The 21592-nt window shown below is 56.8% G+C and carries 17 protein-coding genes; 4 read left to right on the plus strand and 13 right to left on the minus strand.

Annotated elements, in window-relative coordinates; genetic code table 11:
* Positions 1–72: 72 nt before the first annotated feature.
* From DOLE_RS13160 to polA, 9 genes are all read right to left on the minus strand, one after another.
* Positions 73–744 carry a hypothetical protein gene (locus tag DOLE_RS13160; protein WP_041280567.1) on the minus strand — a complete coding sequence of 224 codons (672 nt, stop codon included), beginning with the start codon at positions 742–744 and terminating at the stop codon, positions 73–75.
* A 354-nt stretch (positions 745–1098) separates the two neighbouring features.
* A complete protein-coding gene (locus tag DOLE_RS13165; protein ID WP_012175981.1) occupies positions 1099–2379 on the minus strand; it encodes a B12-binding domain-containing radical SAM protein in 1281 nt (426 codons plus the stop codon).
* 200 nt (positions 2380–2579) lie between these two features.
* Entirely contained in the window at positions 2580–3029 is a 450-nt protein-coding gene (locus DOLE_RS13170) for a hypothetical protein (protein ID WP_012175982.1), read from the minus strand.
* 110 nt (positions 3030–3139) lie between these two features.
* The gene (gene pyrF, locus DOLE_RS13175) at positions 3140–3889 is read right to left on the minus strand and encodes an orotidine-5'-phosphate decarboxylase (protein ID WP_012175983.1); all 750 of its coding nucleotides are present in this window, start codon (positions 3887–3889) and stop codon (positions 3140–3142) included.
* A 14-nt stretch (positions 3890–3903) separates the two neighbouring features.
* Positions 3904–4593 (minus strand): anaerobic ribonucleoside-triphosphate reductase activating protein, encoded by a 690-nt coding sequence (locus DOLE_RS13180; protein ID WP_012175984.1) that lies wholly within the window; start codon positions 4591–4593, stop codon positions 3904–3906.
* Between the two features lie 215 nt (positions 4594–4808).
* Positions 4809–7001 (minus strand): ribonucleoside triphosphate reductase, encoded by a 2193-nt coding sequence (locus DOLE_RS13185; RefSeq protein ID WP_012175985.1) that lies wholly within the window; start codon positions 6999–7001, stop codon positions 4809–4811.
* A 362-nt stretch (positions 7002–7363) separates the two neighbouring features.
* The gene (locus tag DOLE_RS13190) at positions 7364–8797 is read right to left on the minus strand and encodes an RtcB family protein (protein ID WP_012175986.1); all 1434 of its coding nucleotides are present in this window, start codon (positions 8795–8797) and stop codon (positions 7364–7366) included.
* Positions 8798–8934: 137 nt separating this feature from the next.
* Positions 8935–9111: a hypothetical protein gene (locus tag DOLE_RS18255; RefSeq protein ID WP_153304430.1), complete on the minus strand. Its 177-nt coding sequence runs from the start codon at positions 9109–9111 to the stop codon at positions 8935–8937.
* A gap of 238 nt (positions 9112–9349) precedes the next feature.
* The gene (polA, locus tag DOLE_RS13200; RefSeq protein WP_012175988.1) at positions 9350–12028 is read right to left on the minus strand and encodes a DNA polymerase I; all 2679 of its coding nucleotides are present in this window, start codon (positions 12026–12028) and stop codon (positions 9350–9352) included.
* Between the two features lie 187 nt (positions 12029–12215).
* Here polA and DOLE_RS17555 point away from each other — a divergent pair, with 187 nt between their 5' ends.
* Positions 12216–14261: a methyl-accepting chemotaxis protein gene (locus DOLE_RS17555; RefSeq protein WP_153304431.1), complete on the plus strand. Its 2046-nt coding sequence runs from the start codon at positions 12216–12218 to the stop codon at positions 14259–14261.
* Positions 14262–14273: 12 nt separating this feature from the next.
* Complete coding sequence (locus tag DOLE_RS13210) at positions 14274–14708, plus strand: hypothetical protein (protein WP_041280568.1); 435 nt, start codon at positions 14274–14276, stop codon at positions 14706–14708.
* A 55-nt stretch (positions 14709–14763) separates the two neighbouring features.
* On the opposite strand, the gene DOLE_RS17560 is transcribed toward DOLE_RS13210, so the two are convergent.
* Genes DOLE_RS17560 through DOLE_RS13225 form a run of 3 tightly spaced genes read right to left on the minus strand, consistent with a single transcriptional unit; the run spans position 14764 to position 18520 of the window.
* The gene (locus tag DOLE_RS17560; RefSeq protein ID WP_083766617.1) at positions 14764–17007 is read right to left on the minus strand and encodes an adenylate/guanylate cyclase domain-containing protein; all 2244 of its coding nucleotides are present in this window, start codon (positions 17005–17007) and stop codon (positions 14764–14766) included.
* Complete coding sequence (locus DOLE_RS13220) at positions 16992–17780, minus strand: dihydropteroate synthase (RefSeq protein ID WP_012175991.1); 789 nt, start codon at positions 17778–17780, stop codon at positions 16992–16994. Before DOLE_RS13220 ends, DOLE_RS17560 begins: the two co-directional genes overlap by 16 nt.
* Positions 17777–18520: an acetylpolyamine aminohydrolase gene (locus DOLE_RS13225; RefSeq protein WP_012175992.1), complete on the minus strand. Its 744-nt coding sequence runs from the start codon at positions 18518–18520 to the stop codon at positions 17777–17779. The genes DOLE_RS13220 and DOLE_RS13225 overlap by 4 nt, the downstream gene beginning before the upstream one ends.
* Positions 18521–18700: 180 nt before the next feature.
* Here DOLE_RS13225 and DOLE_RS13230 point away from each other — a divergent pair, with 180 nt between their 5' ends.
* Both DOLE_RS13230 and DOLE_RS13235 read left to right on the plus strand, forming a co-directional pair.
* A complete protein-coding gene (locus DOLE_RS13230) occupies positions 18701–19201 on the plus strand; it encodes a hypothetical protein (protein WP_012175993.1) in 501 nt (166 codons plus the stop codon).
* Positions 19202–19213: 12 nt separating this feature from the next.
* On the plus strand, positions 19214–19891 hold the full coding sequence (locus tag DOLE_RS13235; protein ID WP_232362710.1) for a class I SAM-dependent methyltransferase: 678 nt from the start codon (positions 19214–19216) through the stop codon (positions 19889–19891).
* A gap of 10 nt (positions 19892–19901) precedes the next feature.
* Here the strand turns inward: DOLE_RS13235 and ettA are convergent, their stop codons facing one another.
* Complete coding sequence (gene ettA, locus DOLE_RS13240) at positions 19902–21584, minus strand: energy-dependent translational throttle protein EttA (RefSeq protein ID WP_012175995.1); 1683 nt, start codon at positions 21582–21584, stop codon at positions 19902–19904.
* Positions 21585–21592 lie beyond the last annotated feature (8 nt).

The raw sequence follows: 21592 nt of genomic DNA on the forward strand, positions 1-21592 counted from the left end.
CGATAGCCACATTAAAGGCATTGCCGTCCTGCCATTCAAAGCATACCCGCCACTGTTTATTGATGCTGCGGGTTAGTAGTCCATCAGTTTCTGCGCCAGCCGGTGAAGATCCGGGTTTGCCAGGGCGGAAACTTTTTTCTTTACGGAACGCGAATAATATTCCTTTTCGGTTTTGGTCAGCGGTTCGCCCTGCAGTTTCTTTTGAAACAGTTCCTTTTGTTTTGGAGAGAACAGTTGGGACAACGCATATTCAAGAGACAGGTTCCCATATTGTTCCTTCATCTGTTTTGTTTTCTCGGCATCCTGCACAAAATAATTGTTAAATGTTTCTTTTAAGCGTGAAGGGTCAAACTGTTTGTTTCCGAACGAAACAGCCTTATTCCGGACCAGGGCGTTTTTCAGCTCCTGCAGACGGTCCAGATCCGGGCGTGAAAGACTTTTTTTAAATTGCCGCGCCCACACAAAAGACAAATGATGATGCTGACACAACGCCAACGACAATAACGACAGAAAGTGCAACGTTTTTCGTTCTTCACTTTTTGTTAAATTCTTCAGGATCTGATCGTAATCAAAAGACGGTTCTTTAGCAGCATTAACCAGCAAAACGGGGAAGCCTTCCCACAATCGCGTATCTTTGCTTTTTACAACTTCGGCAAGTGTTTTATTAACATCAAAATCCGCCCTTGTTTCCATAAGAGCGAAACCCAGGCGGTTTAATTTTTCTAATAATTCTTTTTCAGCCATGCCGTTTCTCCTCCTGGAGGATATCTGGTTTCCATCCATAAATGGTCTTTCCCTCATTTCTGGATTGGAAACACTTTTTCGTGCCCTCATAACAGGTGGATGGGCACTAGCTACATAAAATTGTATCTATAGATACATATTTTTGTATAAAAACGTACAATATTAATTTAGTCCTGTCAAGAAATTTGATTTTTAACCCGGATATTTCACGAGTTGCTTTGGCCGCAGATGCAAGGCGCGGGACAAAATATTGATGGGCAACTTCTTGTGGTTGTCCATCAAGGGCGAACACAAGGTTCGCCCCTACCGTATATCCGCAAATATCCCGCAACACAGCAGATGCGCCCCTTACTTTTACGAAAACCAGTTGGGGTGTTTTGTAAGCCAGGGGGCAACGATGGCGCGGATGGTGTCTTTTACGGCGGGGGCCATGTAGAAGCGGGGAAACAGCAGGGTGTCATCCGGGGCGATGATCCCTTGGGCCACGGCCTGGCGGGCCAGTTGGGTTTCCGGGTAGATGCGAATGCCGGAGGTAATTTTTGTAGCATCCAGGTTCAGGGATTCGACAAAGGCCAGGCTTTCCTGGATGGTCTGTTCGGTTTCGCCGGGGCCGCCCAGCAGCAGGAACCCGGTCTGCTTGATATTGAACTGCTTTAACGCGGCGGAAACCGCCCGCACATCGTCAGGGGTAAATTTTTTGTTAAAGGCCCGCAGCATTTGAGCAGACCCGCTTTCAAACCCCAGGCTCACCTCCTTGCATCCGGCACTCGCCATTTTTTCGGCCAGGTCATTGTCAATCTTCCATGGATAGACAATGCAGCGCCAGGAGAGGTTCAGGTTTTTTTCAATGATGCCGTCGCACAGGGCCTTTGCATAGGAAGGGGGAATGTTGAAGGTGTTGTCCACAAAAAAGAGATGGGAAAAGCCGGCCTGTCTGTAGGCCGCCAGGGTATCAATTACCCGGGAAAGGTCCCGCTTGCGGGTGGTCCTGCCCTCTATGGATGCGGTGGAGCAGTAGCTGCAATCCATGGGGCAGCCCCGCCGGGTTTGAAACGGAACCCACACAGGCGCGTCACCGGTTTCAGAGGGCGCGAACACCTGGTCTTCGGGCAGGGGCATGGGATAATCGTTGATGTGACAGTCCGGGTCCAGGGGAGCCGCGGGTTTGCGGCCCGGCAGGTAAAGGCCGGGGATGGCAGCCGGGCTTTTATTGTTTTCAAGATGGGCCAGCAGGGAGACAAAGGGCTTTTCTCCGGGGCCGCGAATGCCCCTGTCCGCGCCAAGATAGGAAAGGGCCGCCTCGGGAAAGATGCTGTACCCTGCCCCGCCAAGCACGATGGGGGCGGATGTCTGCTTTTTGCAGGCGGCGATCAGGTCCCTGACCGGCTCCAGCAAAAACCGGGCAGGCTCCATGGTCTGGTCGTCGATGTTGCGCACCGAGATGCCGATCACCCTGGGATGAAACGTTTCAATGGCCTGAAGGGCTTCCGGTATCAGCCGGTCTTTGTCCAGGGTGTTGACCACCATGGCCTGGTGGCCGGCGGCCCGCACGGCCCGGGCAATGCAGGAGAGGCCCAGGGGCAGGACCGGCATGTTGATGGTTTCGGTGTTGGCCGAGATAAGCAGGACGTTCATGGTGGTACGGGTCCATTTATGGGTCTTGCCGGATCAAATCCGGGGGGACGGGAAAAGGCCGGACATCCTGGGAAACGGGCACGGGCAAACCGCTTGCGGCTTTGCCCGTGACACCCGTCCTGTTTTGATGTGGATAAAGAATATGAAAAAAGGCCGATACGGTTCACGTTCGGTTGCGTCATTCCTGCCGGGTGAAGGCGTTACCCTTCTGATATGACAAGATTCTCAATGCCGTTTTCGGCAAACTCGTCCTCGTATTTTTCCATCAGGTCTTCTGCTTCAGTGATTCTGTCCCAGGGCGACATTTCCTGGACCACTTCGGCCCCTCTTTCCCTGATCAGATCTCTTTCGGCCAGACGGCTGCACAACTGTTCCCAGAAACAGAAGTCTTCAAACTCGTCGATAAACCGCGCGTCGGTTTCAGCCGCCTCATACTCGGCCGTGGGAAAATACTCTTTTTCTTCCGCGTCATACTGCACAAGGTTGTCGAACCCGAAGTCTTTGGCATGGGACAGCAGCTTCTGCTCAAGCGCGACATAGGGCTCGGTTTCAGAATCATCCTCCAGTTTATAGGAGTTCATGACCCAGTCCGAAATGGACAGGATGTCCAGCAGCAGCCGATACTCTTCTTTTGTGATATCAATTTTCATGGTGTCTCCTTGTGATGGTTAACTCTCATGTGGTGATGGAACGTATTGCCGGGGGTCGGACACGGGCAAGCTGTCGCCTGGCCCGTGGCACTCGATACAACAGAAAAGCCCTATTTCAGGGCCTCTTCAATCTCTTTGCAGATGGCGGCGGCGGCAGCGGCCGAGTCGTCGGGTTCGCGGATGGGACGGCCCACCACCAGGTAGTCGGCGCCGTTGCGAATGGCCTGGCCCGGGGTGGAGATGCGGCTCTGGTCATCGCGGGAGACCAGCCCTTTTGCCGGCCGAATGCCCGGCGTGACCGCGACAAAACCCTTGCCGAACCGCTCCTTCATGGCCGACACCTCCAGCGGGGAGCAGACGATGCCGGCAAATCCCCATTCAGCGGCGGCAGCAGCCCGCTTCATCACCAAGCGGGAGATGTTTTCAATATACTCCGGCCCATAGCCGGCGTCGCGCACATCATCGGCGGACATACTGGTCAGCACAGTGACGCCCAGGACTCCCACCTGGCCGTCCGCCCCCTCCTGAGCCGCGGCCAGCATGTCTTTCTGGCCCGAGCAGTGGACCGTGGCAAAATCCACGCCCATGGCGGCAATGGCGTTCATGGTGCGGTAGACCGTCTCCGGAATATCGTAAAGCTTGAGGTCCAGAAATATCTTTGCGCCGCCCCCGGCATCGTGAATGGTGTCGATGATACGGCGGCCGCCCCGGACAAACAGCTCCAGGCCCACCTTGAACATGCCCACGTGATTTTTTAAAAGGTGAACGTATTCCGCGGCTTCGGAAACCGTTGGCACATCCAGGGCAAAGACCAGGTAGTCTTTGGGGGCTCTGGATTTTATGGTTTTAATGCTGGTCATGAATATTTCCTTTTTTACCGTATAATACACCGTTCCACACGGTTTTGGGCAATATTTTTAAACCGCTCCATCTCTTCGGCGCCGATCACCGGGTCCTGATCAAAAAATTCGGGGTCGAGCATACGCTCTTTTCCGCAATGCTGCAACACATACAGCGGGGCGCCGGCCACCAGGTCCGCGATGCGGTGGACCGCTGCCTCATCCACAAAGGGCCGGACACAGGTGGTGCGAAACTCGCACGGCAGGCCGGAATTTTTGATCAGGTCGATGCTTTGAACAAGGGTATCGGGCGAAAGCCCGGGCCCGGCCAGGGGCTCGTACCGCTCCGGCGCGGTTTTGACGTCCATGGCGATATAGTCCACCAGGTGCTTTTTAATCAGGCCGGCGGTGACGCCAGGCAGGCTGCCGTTGGTGTCCAGCTTTACCAGAAAGCCCATTTCCTTTATTTTCGCGCAGAAATCGGCCAGGTCGGGCTGGAGGCAAGGCTCGCCGCCGGTGATGGAGACCCCGTCTAAAAAATGGGTACGCTCGGACAGAAAGGCGAAAAAATCGGCCTCGGACATAAAGTCCGGCCCTTTTGGCCGCACCAGGTCCGGGTTGTGGCAGTAGGGACAGTGGTAGTTGCATCCCACGGTAAACACCACGCAGCCCACCCTGCCGGGATAATCAATGGCTGAAATTTTTTGAAGGCCGCCGATACGCATGATACTTTTTACCTGTCTTTATCTCCCTGCTGCTCATCTTACTCTTACTCTTACTCGTGCTCGTGCTCGTGCTCGTGTCCGTGTCCGTATTTTTAATCCTTATTCCTCGATACCGATTTCGACCCCGATACCGATACCGATACCGATTGAAATAATGAAAAGGGCGGCCCGGTTAAAAGGGTCGCCCTTGCGTTTGCCTGTGAATAGGGGGCTTCTTAACGGGCGCCCACCGCCGCCTTTGTTCCCGGGCCGACGATGCTGGCACTTTCCCGCTCGGCATAGGCGGGAATGCTCTTCATCTCCATGCTCTGCTGTACGCCGGAGTCAAAGGTCTTGCGCATGTCAAACTCCACCTGCTTGCCGTCATTCCACTGGGATACCGGCCGCAGGTAGCCCACCACCCGGGAGTAGATTTCGGTTTCGCTGCCGCAGCTGGCACAGGTTTCGTGTTCACCGTTCAGGTAGCCGTGGAACGGACACACGCTGAAGGTGGGCGACAGGGTAAAATAGGGCAGGTGGAAGTTTTCGGCCACCTTGCGCACCAAGGCCTTGGCGCCGGCAGTGTCGTGAACCTGTTCGCCCAGGAAGATGTGAAAAACCGTTCCGCCGGTGTACTTGGTCTGAAGGTCGTCCTGAAGGGTCAGGGCCTCGAACACGTCGTCGGTGTAGTTGACCGGCAGCTGGGTGGAGTTGGTGTAAAAAGGTACCGGCTTGCCGGAAGCGCAGGTCTCGTTTGCGCAGATAATGTTGGGGAACCGCTGTTTGTCCAGCATGGCCAGCCGGAAAGAGGTGCCTTCGGCCGGAGTGGCTTCCAGGTTGAAGATTTCACCGGTCTCTTCCTGAATTTCGGAAAGCCGGTCCCTTAAAAAATCCATCACCTCCAGGGCAAATCCCCGGCCGGTGCGGCTGCCGATATCTTCACCCATAAAATTGACACACGCCTCGTTCATGCCGATGATACCCACCGTGGAAAAATGGTTCTTCCAGAAAAAGCCGGTTTTCTCCTTTATACCCCGCAGGTAAAACTTGGAGTAGGGATACAGGTTGTTCTCGGTAAAGTTCTCCAGCACCTTGCGTTTGATGATCAGGCTGTCCTTGGCCAGGTTCACCAGGCGGGCCAGGGTGTCGAAGAACTCCTCCCGGGTGCTGGACACATAGCCGATACGGGGCAGGTTGATGGTGACCACGCCGATGGAACCGGTGAGGGGATTGGCGCCGAACAGACCGCCGCCCCGCTTGGCCAGCTCCCGGTTGTCCAGCCGCAGGCGGCAGCACATGGACCGGGCGTCCTCGGGTGACATGTCGGAATTGATGAAGTTGGAAAAATAGGGAATGCCATACTTGGCGGTCATCTGCCAGATGGGTTCCAGGTTGGGGTTGTCCCAGTCAAAATCCTTGGTCACGTTATAGGTGGGAATGGGAAAGGTGAAGACCCGGCCCTTGGCGTCGCCCTCCATCATGATGTTGGCAAAGGCACGGTTGATCAGGTCCATCTCCTCCTGGAACATGCCGTAGGTTTCGGTTTCGCTGATCTTTCCCCCCACGATGACCGGCTGATCCTTCAGTGTCGTCGGCACCAGCAGGTCCATGGTGATGTTGGTGAACGGGGTCTGAAAGCCCACCCGGGTGGGGATATTGATATTGAACACGAATTCCTGAAGGGCCTGTTTCACGCCCTTGTAGTCCAGCCGGTCGTGGCGCACGAACGGGGCCAGCAGGGTATCAAAGTTGGAAATGGCCTGGGCACCGGCAGCCTCGCCCTGAAGGGTATAGAAAAAGTTGACGACCTGGCCCAGGGCCGACCGGAAGTGCTTGGGCGGCGAGCTTTCCACCTTGCCCGTGACCCCTTTGAACCCCTTTTCCAGCAGGTCCTGAAGGTCCCAGCCCACGCAGTAGACTGACAGCAGGCTCAGGTCGTGAATATGGAGGTCACCGCTTTTATGGGCGTCCCTCACTTCGGGCGGATAGACCCGGTTGAGCCAGTACTCGGCGGTAACGTCTGAAGAGATATAGTTGTTGAGGCCCTGGAGAGAATAGCTCATGTTACTGTTCTCTTTTATTTTCCAGTCCATCTTCCCGATATAGTTTTCCACCAGCTTGACACTGGCCTTGGTGGCGATGTTACGGATCTGGGTGTGCTGTTCGCGATACAGGATGTAGCTCTTGGCGCTCTTATAAAAAGGTGAATCCAGCAGGACCCGCTCCACGATGTCCTGAATCTCCTCCACCTCAGGCACCGGTCCCAGCTTCATCTGGCTGGCCAGGGTAAGCACCCGCAGCGTCAGCTTTTTTGCCTCCCGGCCGTCGAATTCGCCGGTGGCCTTGCCTGACTTGGCAATGGCCTCCGTGATCTTCTTGGAATCAAAGGTGGTGATTCTGCCATCCCGTTTCTTGATGCTTTCGAACACTTGCGGCCTCCTTTGAAACAATCGTATGAAACAAAAAACAGGGTTTACAAACACCAACCCGTCGATCTGTATCGTTTTAATTATGGGAATGGGGTTGCCCCTGAAAGTAGCCTCAACCTAGCGCAAGATGTTGTGATGTGTCAACTAAAAAATTCAAGATATGGTGTTTTTTCCTTAACCAGCATATTTCATGAAATTTTTCGGCATGATGAATATCCAGCCGGAGACAATTCGGTAAAATAAAATTCGGGCACTTTTCAAAGCCCAAACCGCCATGGGCGGCCTGAGGTGTTTTGCATCCCTTTTATGTAGAAAACCCTCATAAAATCTAATGGTTAAAACAACCGGTACATGACAACCCATCATCCTTTGACAACCGCTAAAGGTCTTATTTTTGCAACCTTTTTTGCGATCCCCGCCCGGTGGACCACCTCCACCACGCTGTTGACATCCTTGTAGGCCTCGGGCATCTCCTCGGCGGCGGTGGTGCGGCCCTGGCACCGCAGGGCAACGCCCCGGCCGGCCATTTCGGAGAACAACTCCCTTCCCCTTGCCGCCTTTTTGGCGGCGGTGCGGCTGAGCACCCGGCCCGCGCCATGGCAGGCCGACCCAAAGGTTTCGGCCATGGCGCCGTCGCATCCGGCCAGCACGTAAGAGCCGGTGGCCATGTCGCCGGGTACCAGCACGGGCTGGCCCACGTCGCGATAGGCCGCACACAGGTCGGGATGGCCGGGGGCAAAAGCGCGGGTGGCACCCTTGCGATGGACACACAGGTCCCGCACGCGGCCATCCACCTCGTGGCGCTCCTTTTTGGCGATATTGTGGCACACGTCATACACCATGCGCATGCCAAGATCTGCCGGTCCCTTTGCAAACACCCGCATGAACACCTCCCGGCAGAGGTGAAGCATCACCTGGCGGTTGATCCAGGCAAAGTTGGCGGCGCAGGCCAGAGCCGAAAAATAGCGTCGGCCGGCCGAAGCGTTGACGGGGGCGCAGGCCAGCTGGCGGTCGACCAGTTCGATGTTGGATTTGCGGGCCTCCTTTGCCATCACCGCCAGGTAGTCATCGCACACCTGGTGACCCAGCCCCCGGGAGCCGGAGTGCAGCATCAGGGTGATCCGTCCCTCGGCCAGGCCGAACCGGGCCGCCACCGCCGGATCAAACACCTCGACCACCTCGCCCACCTCTATAAAATGGTTGCCCGACCCCAGGGTGCCCAGCTGGCGCCGGCCCCGTTCCAGGGCGTTGTCGCTGACCGCTTCCGGATCCGCTTCGGCCATGTGGCCGCAGTCCTCGGTGCGGTCGATGTCGTCGGCATCCCCAAGACCCCGCTTGACGGCCCAGGACGCGCCCTGGGAAATGGCCTTTTTCTCCTCTGCCACGGTCAGCCGAATGCCGCCGGTGGAGCCCACGCCGCAGGGAACACCGGCGTAAAGGGCGTCGGCCAGGTCGGCAATCCGGGGGCCGACCTCGTCGGCAAAAAGTTTTGTGACGGCCAGCCGCACCCCGCAGTTGATGTCGTAGCCCACGCCGCCGGGAGAGATGACGCCCTCGTCCATGTCAAAGGCTGCCACCCCGCCGATGGGAAAGCCGTAGCCCCAGTGAATGTCGGGCATGGCCAGGGAGGCCTTTACAATGCCCGGCAGGGTGGCGACGTTGGCCACCTGGCGGCAGGCCTCCTCCTTTTGAAGGGCCGCCATCATGGCCGCATCGGCATAGATGATACCCGGCACCCGCATGGCGCCGGTTTGCGGAATTTCCCAGCGATAGTCATCGATCTGTCTTAATTCCATATTTTTACCTCGGATGGCTTTGTAAGACATTCAATCTTCAGTTGCGAGCTCCCATCGGACCTGGAGTCGACTGCAAGCTGAGTTTGTTGCCCGTCACTGTTTATTTACATCCTTGTTGTTTTAGGACAGAATCCATCTTATTTCTTATCTGCTTTTCCATGTACTTTTCTTGGCGCCAAGAAAAGTACCAAAAGAAGGCGGCCCTGCAGCTTGGCCTTCGGCTGCCCTCGCGCAAACACTTTTTCCGGCGCGGGCAGGAACTCGCCCGCTTCGCGGTGCTCAAACAGCCTGCCCGCTTCTCCCGGAAAAAGCATTCGCGCTCGGCTGCGCTGCAATGGGCAAAAGCAATCGCTCATGCCCAGTATACTACTTCCGCCTTAAGGATAAAATTTTCAGGATATAAACAGCACAAGATGGCTCTATGGCTTTGTAAAACGTTCAAGGTCAAGGCGCGCAAGTCCCGACGAATGAAGCTGTACTGGCGGTACGCTGAATGAGGAGGGACGCCGCGCAACGCAGAGATTGGACGTTTTACACAGCCATCATTATTTATCAATGGGCGTCGGCCCAGTTGCTACCCTGCGCCACATTCACCTTAAGCCGCACGGCCAGGTCGCAGACATTCTCCATGATGTCGGCCACCAGGGCGCTGACGGTTTTCACCTCGTCCGGCGGGCACTCCAGCACGATTTCATCGTGCACGGAGAGCAGCATGACCGAAACAAGTTTTTCTTTTGCCAGGGCCTTTTCCGTTGCAATCATGGCCAGCTTCATGATGTCCGCGGCCGTGCCCTGAATGGGGGTGTTGATGGCGGCCCGCTCGGCATAGCCCTGCAGGGTGCGGTTGGGGCTGTCGATGTCGGGCAGATACCGGATGCGGCCGAACATCGTGCGGGTCTGGCCGGTTTCGCGCGCATCGGCAATGGCTTTGTCCATGAACTCTTTTACCCGACTGTAGCGGGAAAAATAGCTGTCCATGTAATTTTTCGCCATCTTCTGGCTGATGCCCAGGTCCCGGGCCAGGCCAAAAGGGCTGATGCCGTAAACAATGCCGAAGTTGATGGCCTTGGCCTGGCGCCGCACGTCCTCGGTGATCATTTCGGGAAAAAGCTGAAACACCTCGCTGGCGGTGCGGGTGTGAATATCCTCGTCGTTTTCAAAGGCCTCGATCAGAATGGGGTCCTGGGAGTAATGGGCCAGGATGCGCAGCTCCACCTGGGAGTAGTCGGCCGACACAAAGGTCCAGCCGGGCCGGGGCACAAAGGCCTTGCGAATCTGGCGGCCCTCCTCGGTGCGAATGGGAATGTTCTGAAGGTTGGGGTCGGTGCTGCTGAGGCGGCCCGTGGCTGTGGCGGTCTGGTTAAAAGAGGTGTGAATCCGGCCGGTCTCCGGGAGAATCAGTTCGGCCAGGGCGTCGGCATAGGTGGACTTGAGCTTGGCCAGGGTGCGATGGCGCAGCAGCAGGGCCGGCAGCTCGTGGTGGTCCGCCAGGGTGGTCAGCACGTCCGCGTCGGTGGAGTAGCCGGTCTTTTTCTTGGTTTTCTTCTGGGTGGGAAGCCCCAGTTTTTCAAACAGGATCACGCCCAGCTGCTGGGGCGAGTTGATGTTGAAGGTCTCCCCGGCCAGGCCGTAGATCTCACCCTCCAGCTTTTCCAGTTGCCCCTCCAGTTCTTTGGAAAGGGCGGCCAGGGCCTCCCGGTCCACGGCCACGCCGGCCATCTCCATGTGCATCAGCACCGGCACCAGGGGCATCTCAATGGTTTCAAGCAGCTCGAAAAGGCCGCCCTGTTTCAACTCCTTTTCCAGCAGCCGGTGCAGGCTGAAGGTGATGTCCGCGTCCTCGGCGGCGTAGGGGATGGCCTCCTCCAGCGGCACCGCTGAAAAGCATTTGGCGTTTTTGCCGGTGCCGGTGACATCCTGGTAAGAGATCATGCGATGGTTGAGATAATCGGCGGCCAGCCGGTCCAGGCCGTAACTGCGACGGGTGGGGTTGAGCAGGTAGGCGGCGATCATGGTGTCAAATACCGGGCCGTCTATTTTAAAACCACAGCGGGAGAGCACGGTCCAGTCATACTTGACGTTCTGGCCGATCTTGGTGATCTTTGTGTTTTCAAAAGCCGGGGCAAGGATTCGAAGCACCGCGTCCCGGTCCAACTGCACGGGCGCGCCTTCGTATGCGTGGCCCACGGGAATGTAAAAGGCCTCGTCCGGTTCCAGAGCCAGGGATATGCCCACCAGCCGGGCCTTCATGGGATCAAGGGCCGTGGTCTCGGTGTCAAAGGCAAAACAGGAGGCTTTTTCCAGCCGGCCGGCCAGGGATTCCAGCTCCTGTTGGGTCATCACGCCGGTATAGCGCTTGCCCGACAGGTCGGTCTGCTGTGGAAACTCCTTTTGCAGGCCTGTAAACTCCAGCTCGCCAAAAAGGGCGGAAAGGGCCGCGTTGTCCGGCGCCTTGACCGTAAAGGCCTCAAGGTCCCATGCCACAGGCGCGTTGGTGTCGATGGTGACCAGTTTTCTGGCAAGATAGGCGTCGTCCCGGTGGGCCAGCAGGTTTTCTTTCTGCTTCTTTTTGGTGATGGTCTCCACCCGGTCGTAAAGGTTGTCCAGGGAGCCGAACTCCTGAATCAGGGCCAGGGCCGTTTTTTCGCCGATGCCCGGAACGCCTTTAATGTTGTCCGACGTGTCGCCGGACAGGGCCATGGCGTCGATCACCTGGGCCGGCTGGATGCCGAACTTTTTTTCCACCGCGGCCCGGTCGATGACAATCTCCTTCATGGGGTCCCAGATGGTGACATGGTCGGTGACCATCTGGGCAAAATCCTTGTCCCCGGAAACAATCACCGTGTCAAAGCCCTCTTTTTCGGCCTTTACCGCCAGGGTGCCGATCATGTCATCGGCCTCGTACCCCTGCTGCTCTACAATTGGCAGGTTAAACCCTTCCACGATCTTCCTGATATAGGGAATCTGCACGGCCATGTCCTCGGCCATGGGGGGGCGGTTGGCCTTGTATTCCCTGTCGATCTCGTGCCGGAAGGTGGGGCCTTTGGCGTCAAAAAAGACCACGGCATACTCGGATTCTTTTTCCTTCATCAGCTTCATCAGCATGCGGGTGAAGGAAAAAGCCGCGTTGGTGGGCAGCCCTTTGGAGTTGGAAAGGTTTCGCACGGCATGATAGCCCCGGTGAATATAGGCGGTGCCGTCGATCAGATAGATCACGCGGTTGTCCGGCATGGCGTCTCCTGATGGAATCAAATGGTTGAATGAACTGGATGATTTATATCACGGGGCAGAACCGGGGGCAAGATGTGCCGAAGCGCCCGGCGAGACCGGGCTTGTCTAATAAGGTCATTGCGAGCGGAGCGAAGCAATCCTGATCATCCAAATCGATATCGGGATCGGGATCGGGGTCGGGATCGCATTGACACACAAGCCCGGTCTCTATATAATTAATTACAATAAAAGCAAATTCTTATCGTCACCAACAGGCGGGCTTTTACGGGAGAACATCAACAGCCAAGGAGCAGCGGTAATGAACCCTAATGACATCCTGAAGCAGTTTAAAAAATACGGGGCATACGGCCAGTTGACGTCCATCGGTTTTTTTGTACTGGTATTCTCTTTCGCCTATCCACTCAACAGGGACCGGGAGCTTTTATGGTTTCTGATCGCCTTCAGCCTTTCGGCGTTTATTATTATATATGTTTATTTTGTCTACTGGATCAACACCAAGCTGTTCCGTTTAATAAATACGATCACTGAAAAGGGGGTGCTGGAAAAACTGGCTCACAACTTCAGGATCACCGGAAACAGAATTTTTTCCATACAGATCGGAGCACTGGTGATGATTTATGTGCCGGTGATATCCTTCATGTATTTTTACCTCGGGTACAAAAATCTTTATTACCATTTTTATGTGTTTTTTATCAGCCTGTTTATCATTTTATTTCTCGGATACTTTACGAGGAACCTTTATTATTTCAGAACATATCCGATCGGCAGATTCGGTATACCGGTCCCTGTCCAGCGACTCAGGAGCAAGGTCGTCAGCCTGGTCCTCCCCATCATATTGCTTGTCAATGTAGTGATTTCAATTATTGTTTACAACCTTTACCTTCCGGTCATCAAGGCTGAAATTGACGATAACGTATTCATGTTTATAAAATATGAAGCGACCGCGCTGGCGTCCCTTGAGGATATGCGGGGTTACGCGCCCGCGTATTGCGCTAAAGAGGGATGCACCCTTCTTGTCACAGAAAAAAATGGAGATATTGTTTACGCTTATCCGGATAAAGGCATGACGGGAAAAAACATCTCCACCGTGGTGGAGAGAAGCGAGCGTCACGGGTATTTCAAGGAATCAACGCTTGAATCTCTTACGTCTTCACGCGGGCGTGAAACACAAAAGTTCGAAGGTATTTTGGAGTCGGAGGTCTCCGTGTATTATGCGGCGCAACTGCCCGGGGGCGATAGGCAAATGCTTGCCGTTTTCCCTGAACATATTTTATACAACAACATTTACAGGAGCATATTTTTTGTCACACTCTCGCTTTTCCTGCTCAATCTGACGCTCTGGGTTATCATAAACAGGCGGCTCAGGGTGGTCTCCAGGGCCATTGATAACGTCATGCCGGCCATAACAAAAGCAACAAAAGGCGATCTCACGCAGACGATAACGGTGGTTAAATCAAGGGATGTATTGGAGGATTTCGCCAGGCAGTTCTCTGCCCACATTAACAATATAAAGGAGTTTATGATCGACGTAATAAAGAGCGCCGAAGTATTGAGCAGCGCCTCAATCGATGTCAACAGAACGGCGCAGTTGATAAAAAGCGGGGCCGATGAACAGGCCCTGAGCGCCGAAAAGATCACGGCCGCACTTGAAGAGATACGGGAGGCGGTGGCGCGCAACTCGGAAAACGCGAAAAACACGGACGAAATCGCGAAAATGTCCGCGGTAAGCGCCGAAGCCGGAGGCGCCTCTGTTGAAAAAACCGTTGCTTCGATGAAGGAGATAACAGACAAAACCGTGCTCATTAAAGATATTTCGTATAAAACAAACCTTCTGGCCTTAAACGCGGCCATTGAAGCGGCAAGGGCCGGAGAGTACGGCAGGGGGTTCGCCGTGGTTGCCGGCGAGGTGAGGAAACTTGCGGAAAAAAGCGCCTCGGTATCCAAGGAAATAAGCGAACTTTCACAGTCCGCCCTGGGCGTATCAGAGGAGTCGGGCGTGCTTCTTAAAGAGCTTGTGCCAAAAAGCAGGGAGACGGCTGAGCTCGTCCGTGAAATTTTTAAGATGTCTGTAGATCAAAGCACCGGTGTTGCTCAAATAGGCACCGACATGGAGCTTCTAAAAGAGATCGCTCAGAGAAACGCTGACGTATCGGGTGAAATGGCAAGCATATCCGATACCTTTAAAGACCAGGCGGCGATTCTCAAAGAGAGAATAACGCGCTATAAAGTCTGACCCGGACATTTCATGAAATATCCGGCAAACCGGCCCGGAAGACAGGGCCACGGGCAAAGGCCGAAAGGCCTTACCCGTGCTTCATTCAATCATCATTTTTTTCTTTCTTGCTTATCCGTGTACTTTTCTTGGCGGCAAGAAAAGTACCAAAAGAACCGCGCCCTGCGGCTTGGCCTTCGGCTTCCCTCGCGCAAGCGGGTTTTCCGGCGCGGGCAGGAACTCATCCCGCTTCGCGGGATTCAAACAGCCTGCCCGCTTTTTCCGGAAAACCCGCTTGCGCTCGGCTGCGCCGCAACGGGCGAGAGTCCTTTCATTGGCGTTCGGTCCACCATTAAACAATGGGCCTTAATGGAAAAACCTGCCCGTAATTCGTTTCAGAGCAGAACAGTCGCTCGCAACGACGAACGGGTGCGGCGGGCCGACTTGTCCGGCGTAAAACTTCGATAGCGATTTCGATACCGATACCGATTTGGAGCGGGAAAAGGCCATTCATGGATGGAAACTACTTGATGGCAAAATGGAATACCCCGTCCCATTCGGAAAGGACCTGTTCGTCCCGGCGGCGGCCCAGGTCCCGGCAGCGGCGAATATAAAAATCGAGGGTGGCCAGGGTGTCGTCCAGGCAGGGGTTTGCCGTAACAGCCACCTGCCCCCGCACACGACCGTAAATCGCTTCGGCCTCGTCAAAGGCGCCCCGGCGATACAGGGCAAAGGCGCGCTCCAGATCCCCGGCAACCTCTTGTTTGCAGGCCACGGCATCAGGGCCCAGGTGATCATAGACCTCGTAGATGGCCACCGGCGCCTTTTTACCCTTGACCTGGACCATGTCCAGAAAGGCCACGGCATAGTTTCCGCAAAGCCGCTTCCTGAACTCCTCGGAAATGATCAGGGGCACGCCGTAGTGGCGGGTCAGGGCCTCCAGCCGGCTGGCCGCGTTGACGATGTCACCGATCACGGTGTAGTCCATCTTGCTTTGCGAGCCGATGTTGCCGGCCACCACATGGCCCCAATTAATGCCGATGCCGATGGACAAGGCCCGGTCGCCTGAAAAAGGGCCGGAACCGTTGAAAGTCCGAAGCTCCCGGCACATGGAAACCGCGGCCCGCAGGCAGGCGTCCGGATCGTTAAACAGGGCCATGATGCCGTCGCCGATAAGCTTGTCGATCTCGCCGTTTTCACCAATGATGCACCGGTTCATGCGATCAAAAAAATCGTTAAGCAGCTCCACGATCCGTATGGGATCCCGGTTTTCAGACAGCCGGGTAAACTCCCGAATATCAGCAAACAGGACGCCTATCTCCCGGTCCTGCGGCGGAATACGGGTGGGATCATTGCCGGCGGCGATCATCTCCACCAGGGATTTACGGGTATACACCTCGGTGATGCGCAGCCGGCGGGCCGTTTCGTCGCGCTCGGCCACCAGCTGTTTTTTCTCCTCCAGCAGCTCGGCGCTCATGGTCTGGGCCTGCTCCACCCGTTCCCGGCTGTCGGCCAGGACCCGCTCCAGGTGGTCCTTCAAAATAGCGATGCGGTTGGCATAATGACGATAAACCCGAAAAAGCGCGATGGTAAAATTTACGGCAAACACCCCCGCCAGAAACAGAAAAGGGGCACTGACACCCGCCAGTGCACCGGCCCCCAGGTAAACCGCCACCATGAGCGCGTTGGCCCCCAACAACTGCAGAAAGGGAACCGACACCACCCGCCGGTCCCACTGAAGAGTAAACGCCACCTCGCCGGTGCCCATGCCCGAAACACCGGAAATCCGGGGCGGCAGGTCCAGCCGGAAAAACTTCTGCACCACCAGGCGGTAGGCGGCCAGAATGGCCTGGTCCCCGCTCAGGGTACAGGCGGCATAGTACGGACCGGTCTTTGCCGGGTCCCATGCCGGGTGGCGGGAGAGGCGAAACCGTGCCCGGTGCCGGCGCCGATCGTGATCAATCTCCACGTGGTAGGCCCGGGTGGACTTGTTGAGCATGTATTGGAGCACGTGCATCAGCATGCCGTCCGGCGCAAAGGAGAACCCCTCCAGGTCGTAATAATCGAAACAGGCTTCCACAATGGCAAACACGCTGTTCTCGTTGGTGACGATCTTGACAAACTCGATCAGGTAGTACCAGAACTCCGACGAGAGCCAGGTGTTTGGCATCTTGACGATCTCGTCCCTGAAACTCACGGCGCCCTGGTGCCGGCACAACAGGTCGGCCCACTCGTACAGGTCACTAAAATTCACGCCCCTGGCGCCGTACCCCTTGAATATGGCGCAGAGCATGCTGAAGGTGGAGTCCCGGTCCGGGCCGCCGTAGGGAAGATGGTCCAGAAAGCCCTTTTCCCATATCTTGTGATAAACCGGAAGCTGGTCATGACCGTCCTCTCCCACGTGCCAGTCGTAACGGCCCACGGCCTTTTTGCAGAACATCTGAAGGTAAAAATAGTACTCGTTGGTGTACCAGCGGGAGTCATCAAGAAGATCGACCGGTGAGGCCGGGTAAGGGCCTTTCGGGGCATGCCGGTTCAGCTTTTCCACCAGGGCCGGCGTGTCGCCGCCGCACGCCTCAAAATAGCGCAGGGTCGCGGCCACGGCCCGGCCGGAAATGCCGTAAACCGATTCGATCTCCTTTGGTGACGGTTCACGATAACGGCCCTCCCCGGTTACAGGCCAGGGACAGTGGCGCATGGGCCGCCCCTCCACGTCTATGCCCCATCCGATGGCGCCGGAGCCCATGAGTTCTAAACCCCCTCCCATGAAAAAATGTCCGACCGCAACAGATGTTCGCTTGCAGCGCCGGAATCAACCGTGCGGTGATGAAAAATGTTGACCAGGGCCAGGCTGAGTCCGGCGTCGGCCAGCATAGCCAGAAAAGCCACCTCTGCCGTCCGCTTCTTTTCTTTCGGCCCCGGACCGGTAGTGAGATTGGAAAGCCCGGCAATGGCGCGCACCGGAAGACCGAACAGGTCGGGCAGCATGCGAATCACCTCAACCACGGCCCGGTTGTGCCGCACCCCGTTTTCCCACATCAGGGGCGCTATCACCGGGTCAATGATCAGCCGGGCCGGGTTCACGCCGGCTTTTTCGGCTGCCGCCAGCAACCGGCCGGCCACCTCCAGGCAGTCGGCAACATCCACCGGCACCCGGCTGCGCTCATCCAGCAGAAATCCAACAATGTCGGCATCAAACCTTTTTGCCAGGGGCAGGATGGTTTCAATCTTCCGAGGCTCAAGTGAAAAGCCGTTGATGATGACCGGGTTCTTGCAGGCGGCCAGACCGGCGGCCAGGGCCGCGGCATTGGTGGTGTCCAGCAGCAGGGGCAGGTCAGTTGCCGTTGCCACCGTGTTCACCAGAAAGGTCATGGCCGCTTCAGGATCTTTTTTCAGGGGACCGGGGTTGATATCGATAGCCTGGGCACCGGCTGCCACGCACCGGGTCACCAGATCGCGGATCGGCCCGGGGTCGCGGTGTAAAATCGCCTGTTCAACGACCGGGTTGACAATATGAAGGTTGTCGGCCACAAAAATCATGCTGCCATGCCCTGGATCAGGGCCAGGACGTTCTGGCCCAGCACATCGTGGTTGTAGCCCCCCTCCAGGACGGCAAAGCATCCGCCGCTGTTTCGCCGGGCCGCGCCGGCCGCCATTTTGCCGATCTCAAAATAGTCGCCGGTGGACAGGACCCCGCCCCAGTCTTCCATGTGGTTGTCAAACCCGGCGGAAATGCCGATAATGTCGGCCTCGCACCGGTCCATGGCGTCTGCCACCTCCCGCAGATAGGCGTCGCGCCGCATGGCATCCACGTTATGGACCGTGACATAGGACTTGTCTCCCAGAATGTTCACGGTGCCGTCGCCGTAGTGAAGGTCGATGTCCAGCACATAGGCACTGTCGATGCGGCCCCGGTTTTTCAAAGACGCAATGGCCACGGCCATGTTGTTGAAATAGCAGAACCCCCAGGAGGCATCGGCAGAGGCGTGGTGGCCCGGTGGCCGGACCAGGGCAAAGCAGGGCTCGGCCAGGCCGATTTGGGCGGCCTGCACGGCCCCACCCGCGGCCAGCATGGCAACAGGATAGAGCCGCTGACGCCTCACCTCGTCGATATGGGCTTCGGTGTGCACGGCCGCCACGTCGTTATGGTCCGCCATCTCGGCGGTCACAAACCCGGCAAAAGGGTCGATGACCTTGACCACGGCCTCCATTCGGCCCTTTGCCGCGGCCGGGTCCGATGTGTAGACCTGGTAAAAATCGGGATGAAAAACAACCTTCATGGTCGACTCCTTCAATGAATCATGTTTTTTCAACTATACAGGCATGCGGCCCGGTGTTCAACCGTTTCCTTGAATCGGATAAATGAAAAAGCCTTGTGTCCGGAACAGGCTCTTTATAAGATAGGCACGATCTGATTCAGAGCGTATCACAATATCAAAAACACAAACGGAGTGCCGGCTATGAGCAGGGACGATGAATACCTTCTGGAAAATGTATGGGAAGACAAAACCCCGGAACTGAAAAACGAAATCATCGAGTTCTGGATGAAAAACAACGCCCTGCCCACAAGGGAAATGGCCATGGAGCGGGTCCGGCAGGTGTTCTGCATCGGCAGGGACGGCGCCACCGGCCAGATCGCCGGGCTGGGCACGGTTTACGAAAAATACAACCCGCAGCTGGAAAACTCCTTTTATTACTACCGCAGCTTTGTGGCGCCGGATCACCGCCGATCCCTGCTGGCCACCAACCTGGTGCTGCACACCCGGGATTTTTTTGAAGCCGCCTTTGTCAAAAAAGAGCTGACCAAGTGCATCGGCATGTTCGTGGAAGTGGAAAACGAATACCTGCAGAAGAGCCGGAACCAGGCGGTGTGGCCCTATAGCGGCTTTGTCTATATCGGCAAGAACGCAAAGGGCTACCACCAGCGGGTCTATTACTTTAAAGGCGCGCTGATCTCCTGACCCGGATAGTTCATGAAATATGCGGGTAAACAGCCCATGAAAAATACCGGAAAAAACCAGTGGTACGACGGATACCTGTACGGATGGTTCTTTGATCCCGTGGAAACCGCCAACCGGCAAATGATTCTTGATTTTGTTCCGGAAGGCAGTACCGTGCTGGACGTAGGCTGCGGCACGGGCCGGCTGGCCCTGGAACTGGCCGCCAAATGCCGCCACGTGACCGGTGTTGACCTGTCCCGCCGTATGCTGGCCTATTGCGAAAGACAAAAAAACAAACGGGGCGTAAAAAATCTGGATTTTGCCTTTGGCGATTCCACCCGGCTGGCACAGGATCTTGACCGCAGTTACGACGTGGCCGTCACTTCACTGGCCCTTCACGAAATGGGGCCTGACGAACGTCACGCCACTGTCCGCGCCATGGCCGCCGTGGCCGACAGGCTGGTGATCTCCGATCACACGGTGCCCCAGCCCGCCACGCTGCCCGGGTTTGTGATACACCTGATGGAATGGTCCCTCGGCGGCCGGGACATCTTCCCCCTGTATCGGGAATACGTGGTCTCCGGCGGCATCCTGGGCGCCCTGGAACGCTGCGGTCTCTCCCCGGACCGGCAGCGCATGGACCGCCACGGCATTCGCCACGTGGTAACGGCTTCTACCAGGACCGACGTTTTACGAGACCCCCTTCCTTGAGCACCCCGGGTTAACGGGTCAGGGGCCGGTACTTGATCCGGTGGGGCTGGTCCGCCGCCTTGCCCAGCCGCCGCTTGCGGTCCGCCTCGTAGTCGGAGTAGTTGCCTTCAAACCAGACCACCCGGCTGTCCCCCTCAAAGGCCAGAATGTGGGTGGCGATACGGTCTAAAAACCAGCGGTCATGGCTGATCACCACGGCGCAGCCGCCGAAATTTTCCAGGGCCTCTTCCAGTGCCCGCATGGTGTTCACGTCCAGGTCGTTGGTGGGCTCATCCAGCAGGATGACATTGCCGCCCTCTTTGAGCATACAGGCCAGGTGGACCCGGTTGCGCTCCCCGCCGGAAATCATGGATGTTTTCTTCTGCTGGTCGGCGCCGGCAAAGTTGAACCGGGACACATAGGCCCGGGAGTTGACCTCCCGGTTGCCCAGGGCAAGTATATCGGCCCCGCCGGAAATCACCTCCCAGATGGACTTATTCGGATCCAGGCTTTGGCGGTCCTGGTCCACATAAGCCAGCTTCACGGTCTCACCGACGCGAAGGGTGCCGGTATCCGGTGTCTCCGCGCCGTTGATCATTTTAAACAGGGTGGTCTTGCCCGCGCCGTTGGGGCCGATCACGCCCACGATGCCGCCCGCCGGCAGGGCAAAGTTCATCTCTTCAAACAGGAGCCGGTTGCCATAGGCCTTGCTCACCCCCTGGGCCTCGATCACCACCTTGCCCAGGCGCGGGCCCGGCGGAATGTAGATTTCCAGGTCCCCGGCCGCTTTTTCATGCTCCTGGCTGAGCAGGTTCTCATAGGCGGTGATGCGGGCCTTGGACTTGGCGTGCCGGCCCTTGGGCGACATGTGAATCCAGTCCAGCTCCCGCTGCAACGTCTTCTGCCGCTGGGATTCGGTTTTTTCCTCCTGCTGCAGGCGGGTCTGTTTCTGCTCCAGCCAGGAGGAGTAGTTGCCCTTCCAGGGAACACCTTTTCCCCGGTCCAGCTCCAGAATCCAGCCGGCCACGTTGTCCAGAAAATAGCGGTCATGGGTCACGGCGATGACCGTGCCGGCATAGTCCTGAAGGTGCCGCTCCAGCCAGGCCACGGTTTCCGCGTCCAGGTGATTGGTGGGCTCGTCCAGCAGCAGGATGTCCGGTTTCTGAAGCAGCAAACGGCAGAGGGCCACCCGCCGTTTCTCGCCGCCGGACAGCACCTTGATGGGCGTGTCGCCGGCCGGGCAGCGCAGGGCGTCCATGGCCATCTCCAGGCGCGCGTCGATGTCCCAGGCGTCCAGGTGGTCGATCTTTTCCTGAAGCACACCCTGGCGTTCGATGAGCTGGTTCATCTGATCGTCATCCATGGGCTCGGCAAACTTTTCGCTGATGGCGTTGTACTCGTTGATCAGGGCCACGGTCTCGCTCATGCCCTCCTCCACAACGGCCCGGACGGTTTTTTCCGGATCCAGTTGCGGCTCCTGCTCCAGGAACCCCAGGGTATACCCCGGGGACAGCACGGCCTGGCCGTCAAACTCGGCATCCACCCCGGCCATGATCCGCAGAAGCGAGCTTTTGCCCGAGCCGTTGAGGCCCAGGACCCCGATCTTGGCCCCGTAAAAATAGGACAACGAAATGTCTTTTAAAACCTGCCGGGTCTGGTGAAACTTGTTGACCCGCACCATGGTGTAGATGATTTTTTCGGCTTCCGTGCTCATACTGGCTC

Origin of the sequence: Desulfosudis oleivorans Hxd3, from assembly GCF_000018405.1 — a bacterium.
In the GTDB taxonomy this organism is placed as follows: Bacteria; Desulfobacterota; Desulfobacteria; order Desulfobacterales; family Desulfosudaceae; genus Desulfosudis; species Desulfosudis oleivorans.

Excerpts from the sequence above, each read along its gene's own strand:
- DOLE_RS13180 (WP_012175984.1), bottom strand. The coding sequence starts at position 4,593 with ATGCGTATCGGCGGCCTTCAAAAAATTTCAGCCATTGATTATCCCGGC.
- DOLE_RS18255 (WP_153304430.1), bottom strand. The coding sequence starts at position 9,111 with ATGCTTTTTCCGGGAGAAGCGGGCAGGCTGTTTGAGCACCGCGAAGCG.
- DOLE_RS13160 (WP_041280567.1), bottom strand. The coding sequence starts at position 744 with ATGGCTGAAAAAGAATTATTAGAAAAATTAAACCGCCTGGGTTTCGCT.
- polA (WP_012175988.1), bottom strand. The coding sequence starts at position 12,028 with ATGCCGGACAACCGCGTGATCTATCTGATCGACGGCACCGCCTATATT.
- DOLE_RS13210 (WP_041280568.1), top strand. The coding sequence starts at position 14,274 with ATGAAATATCCGGCAAACCGGCCCGGAAGACAGGGCCACGGGCAAAGG.
- DOLE_RS13230 (WP_012175993.1), top strand. The coding sequence starts at position 18,701 with ATGAGCAGGGACGATGAATACCTTCTGGAAAATGTATGGGAAGACAAA.
- DOLE_RS13170 (WP_012175982.1), bottom strand. The coding sequence starts at position 3,029 with ATGAAAATTGATATCACAAAAGAAGAGTATCGGCTGCTGCTGGACATC.
- DOLE_RS13165 (WP_012175981.1), bottom strand. The coding sequence starts at position 2,379 with ATGAACGTCCTGCTTATCTCGGCCAACACCGAAACCATCAACATGCCG.
- DOLE_RS13235 (WP_232362710.1), top strand. The coding sequence starts at position 19,214 with ATGAAATATGCGGGTAAACAGCCCATGAAAAATACCGGAAAAAACCAG.
- DOLE_RS13225 (WP_012175992.1), bottom strand. The coding sequence starts at position 18,520 with ATGAAGGTTGTTTTTCATCCCGATTTTTACCAGGTCTACACATCGGAC.
- ettA (WP_012175995.1), bottom strand. The coding sequence starts at position 21,584 with ATGAGCACGGAAGCCGAAAAAATCATCTACACCATGGTGCGGGTCAAC.
- pyrF (WP_012175983.1), bottom strand. The coding sequence starts at position 3,889 with ATGACCAGCATTAAAACCATAAAATCCAGAGCCCCCAAAGACTACCTG.
- DOLE_RS17560 (WP_083766617.1), bottom strand. The coding sequence starts at position 17,007 with ATGGGAGGGGGTTTAGAACTCATGGGCTCCGGCGCCATCGGATGGGGC.
- DOLE_RS13220 (WP_012175991.1), bottom strand. The coding sequence starts at position 17,780 with ATGATTTTTGTGGCCGACAACCTTCATATTGTCAACCCGGTCGTTGAA.
- DOLE_RS13190 (WP_012175986.1), bottom strand. The coding sequence starts at position 8,797 with ATGGAATTAAGACAGATCGATGACTATCGCTGGGAAATTCCGCAAACC.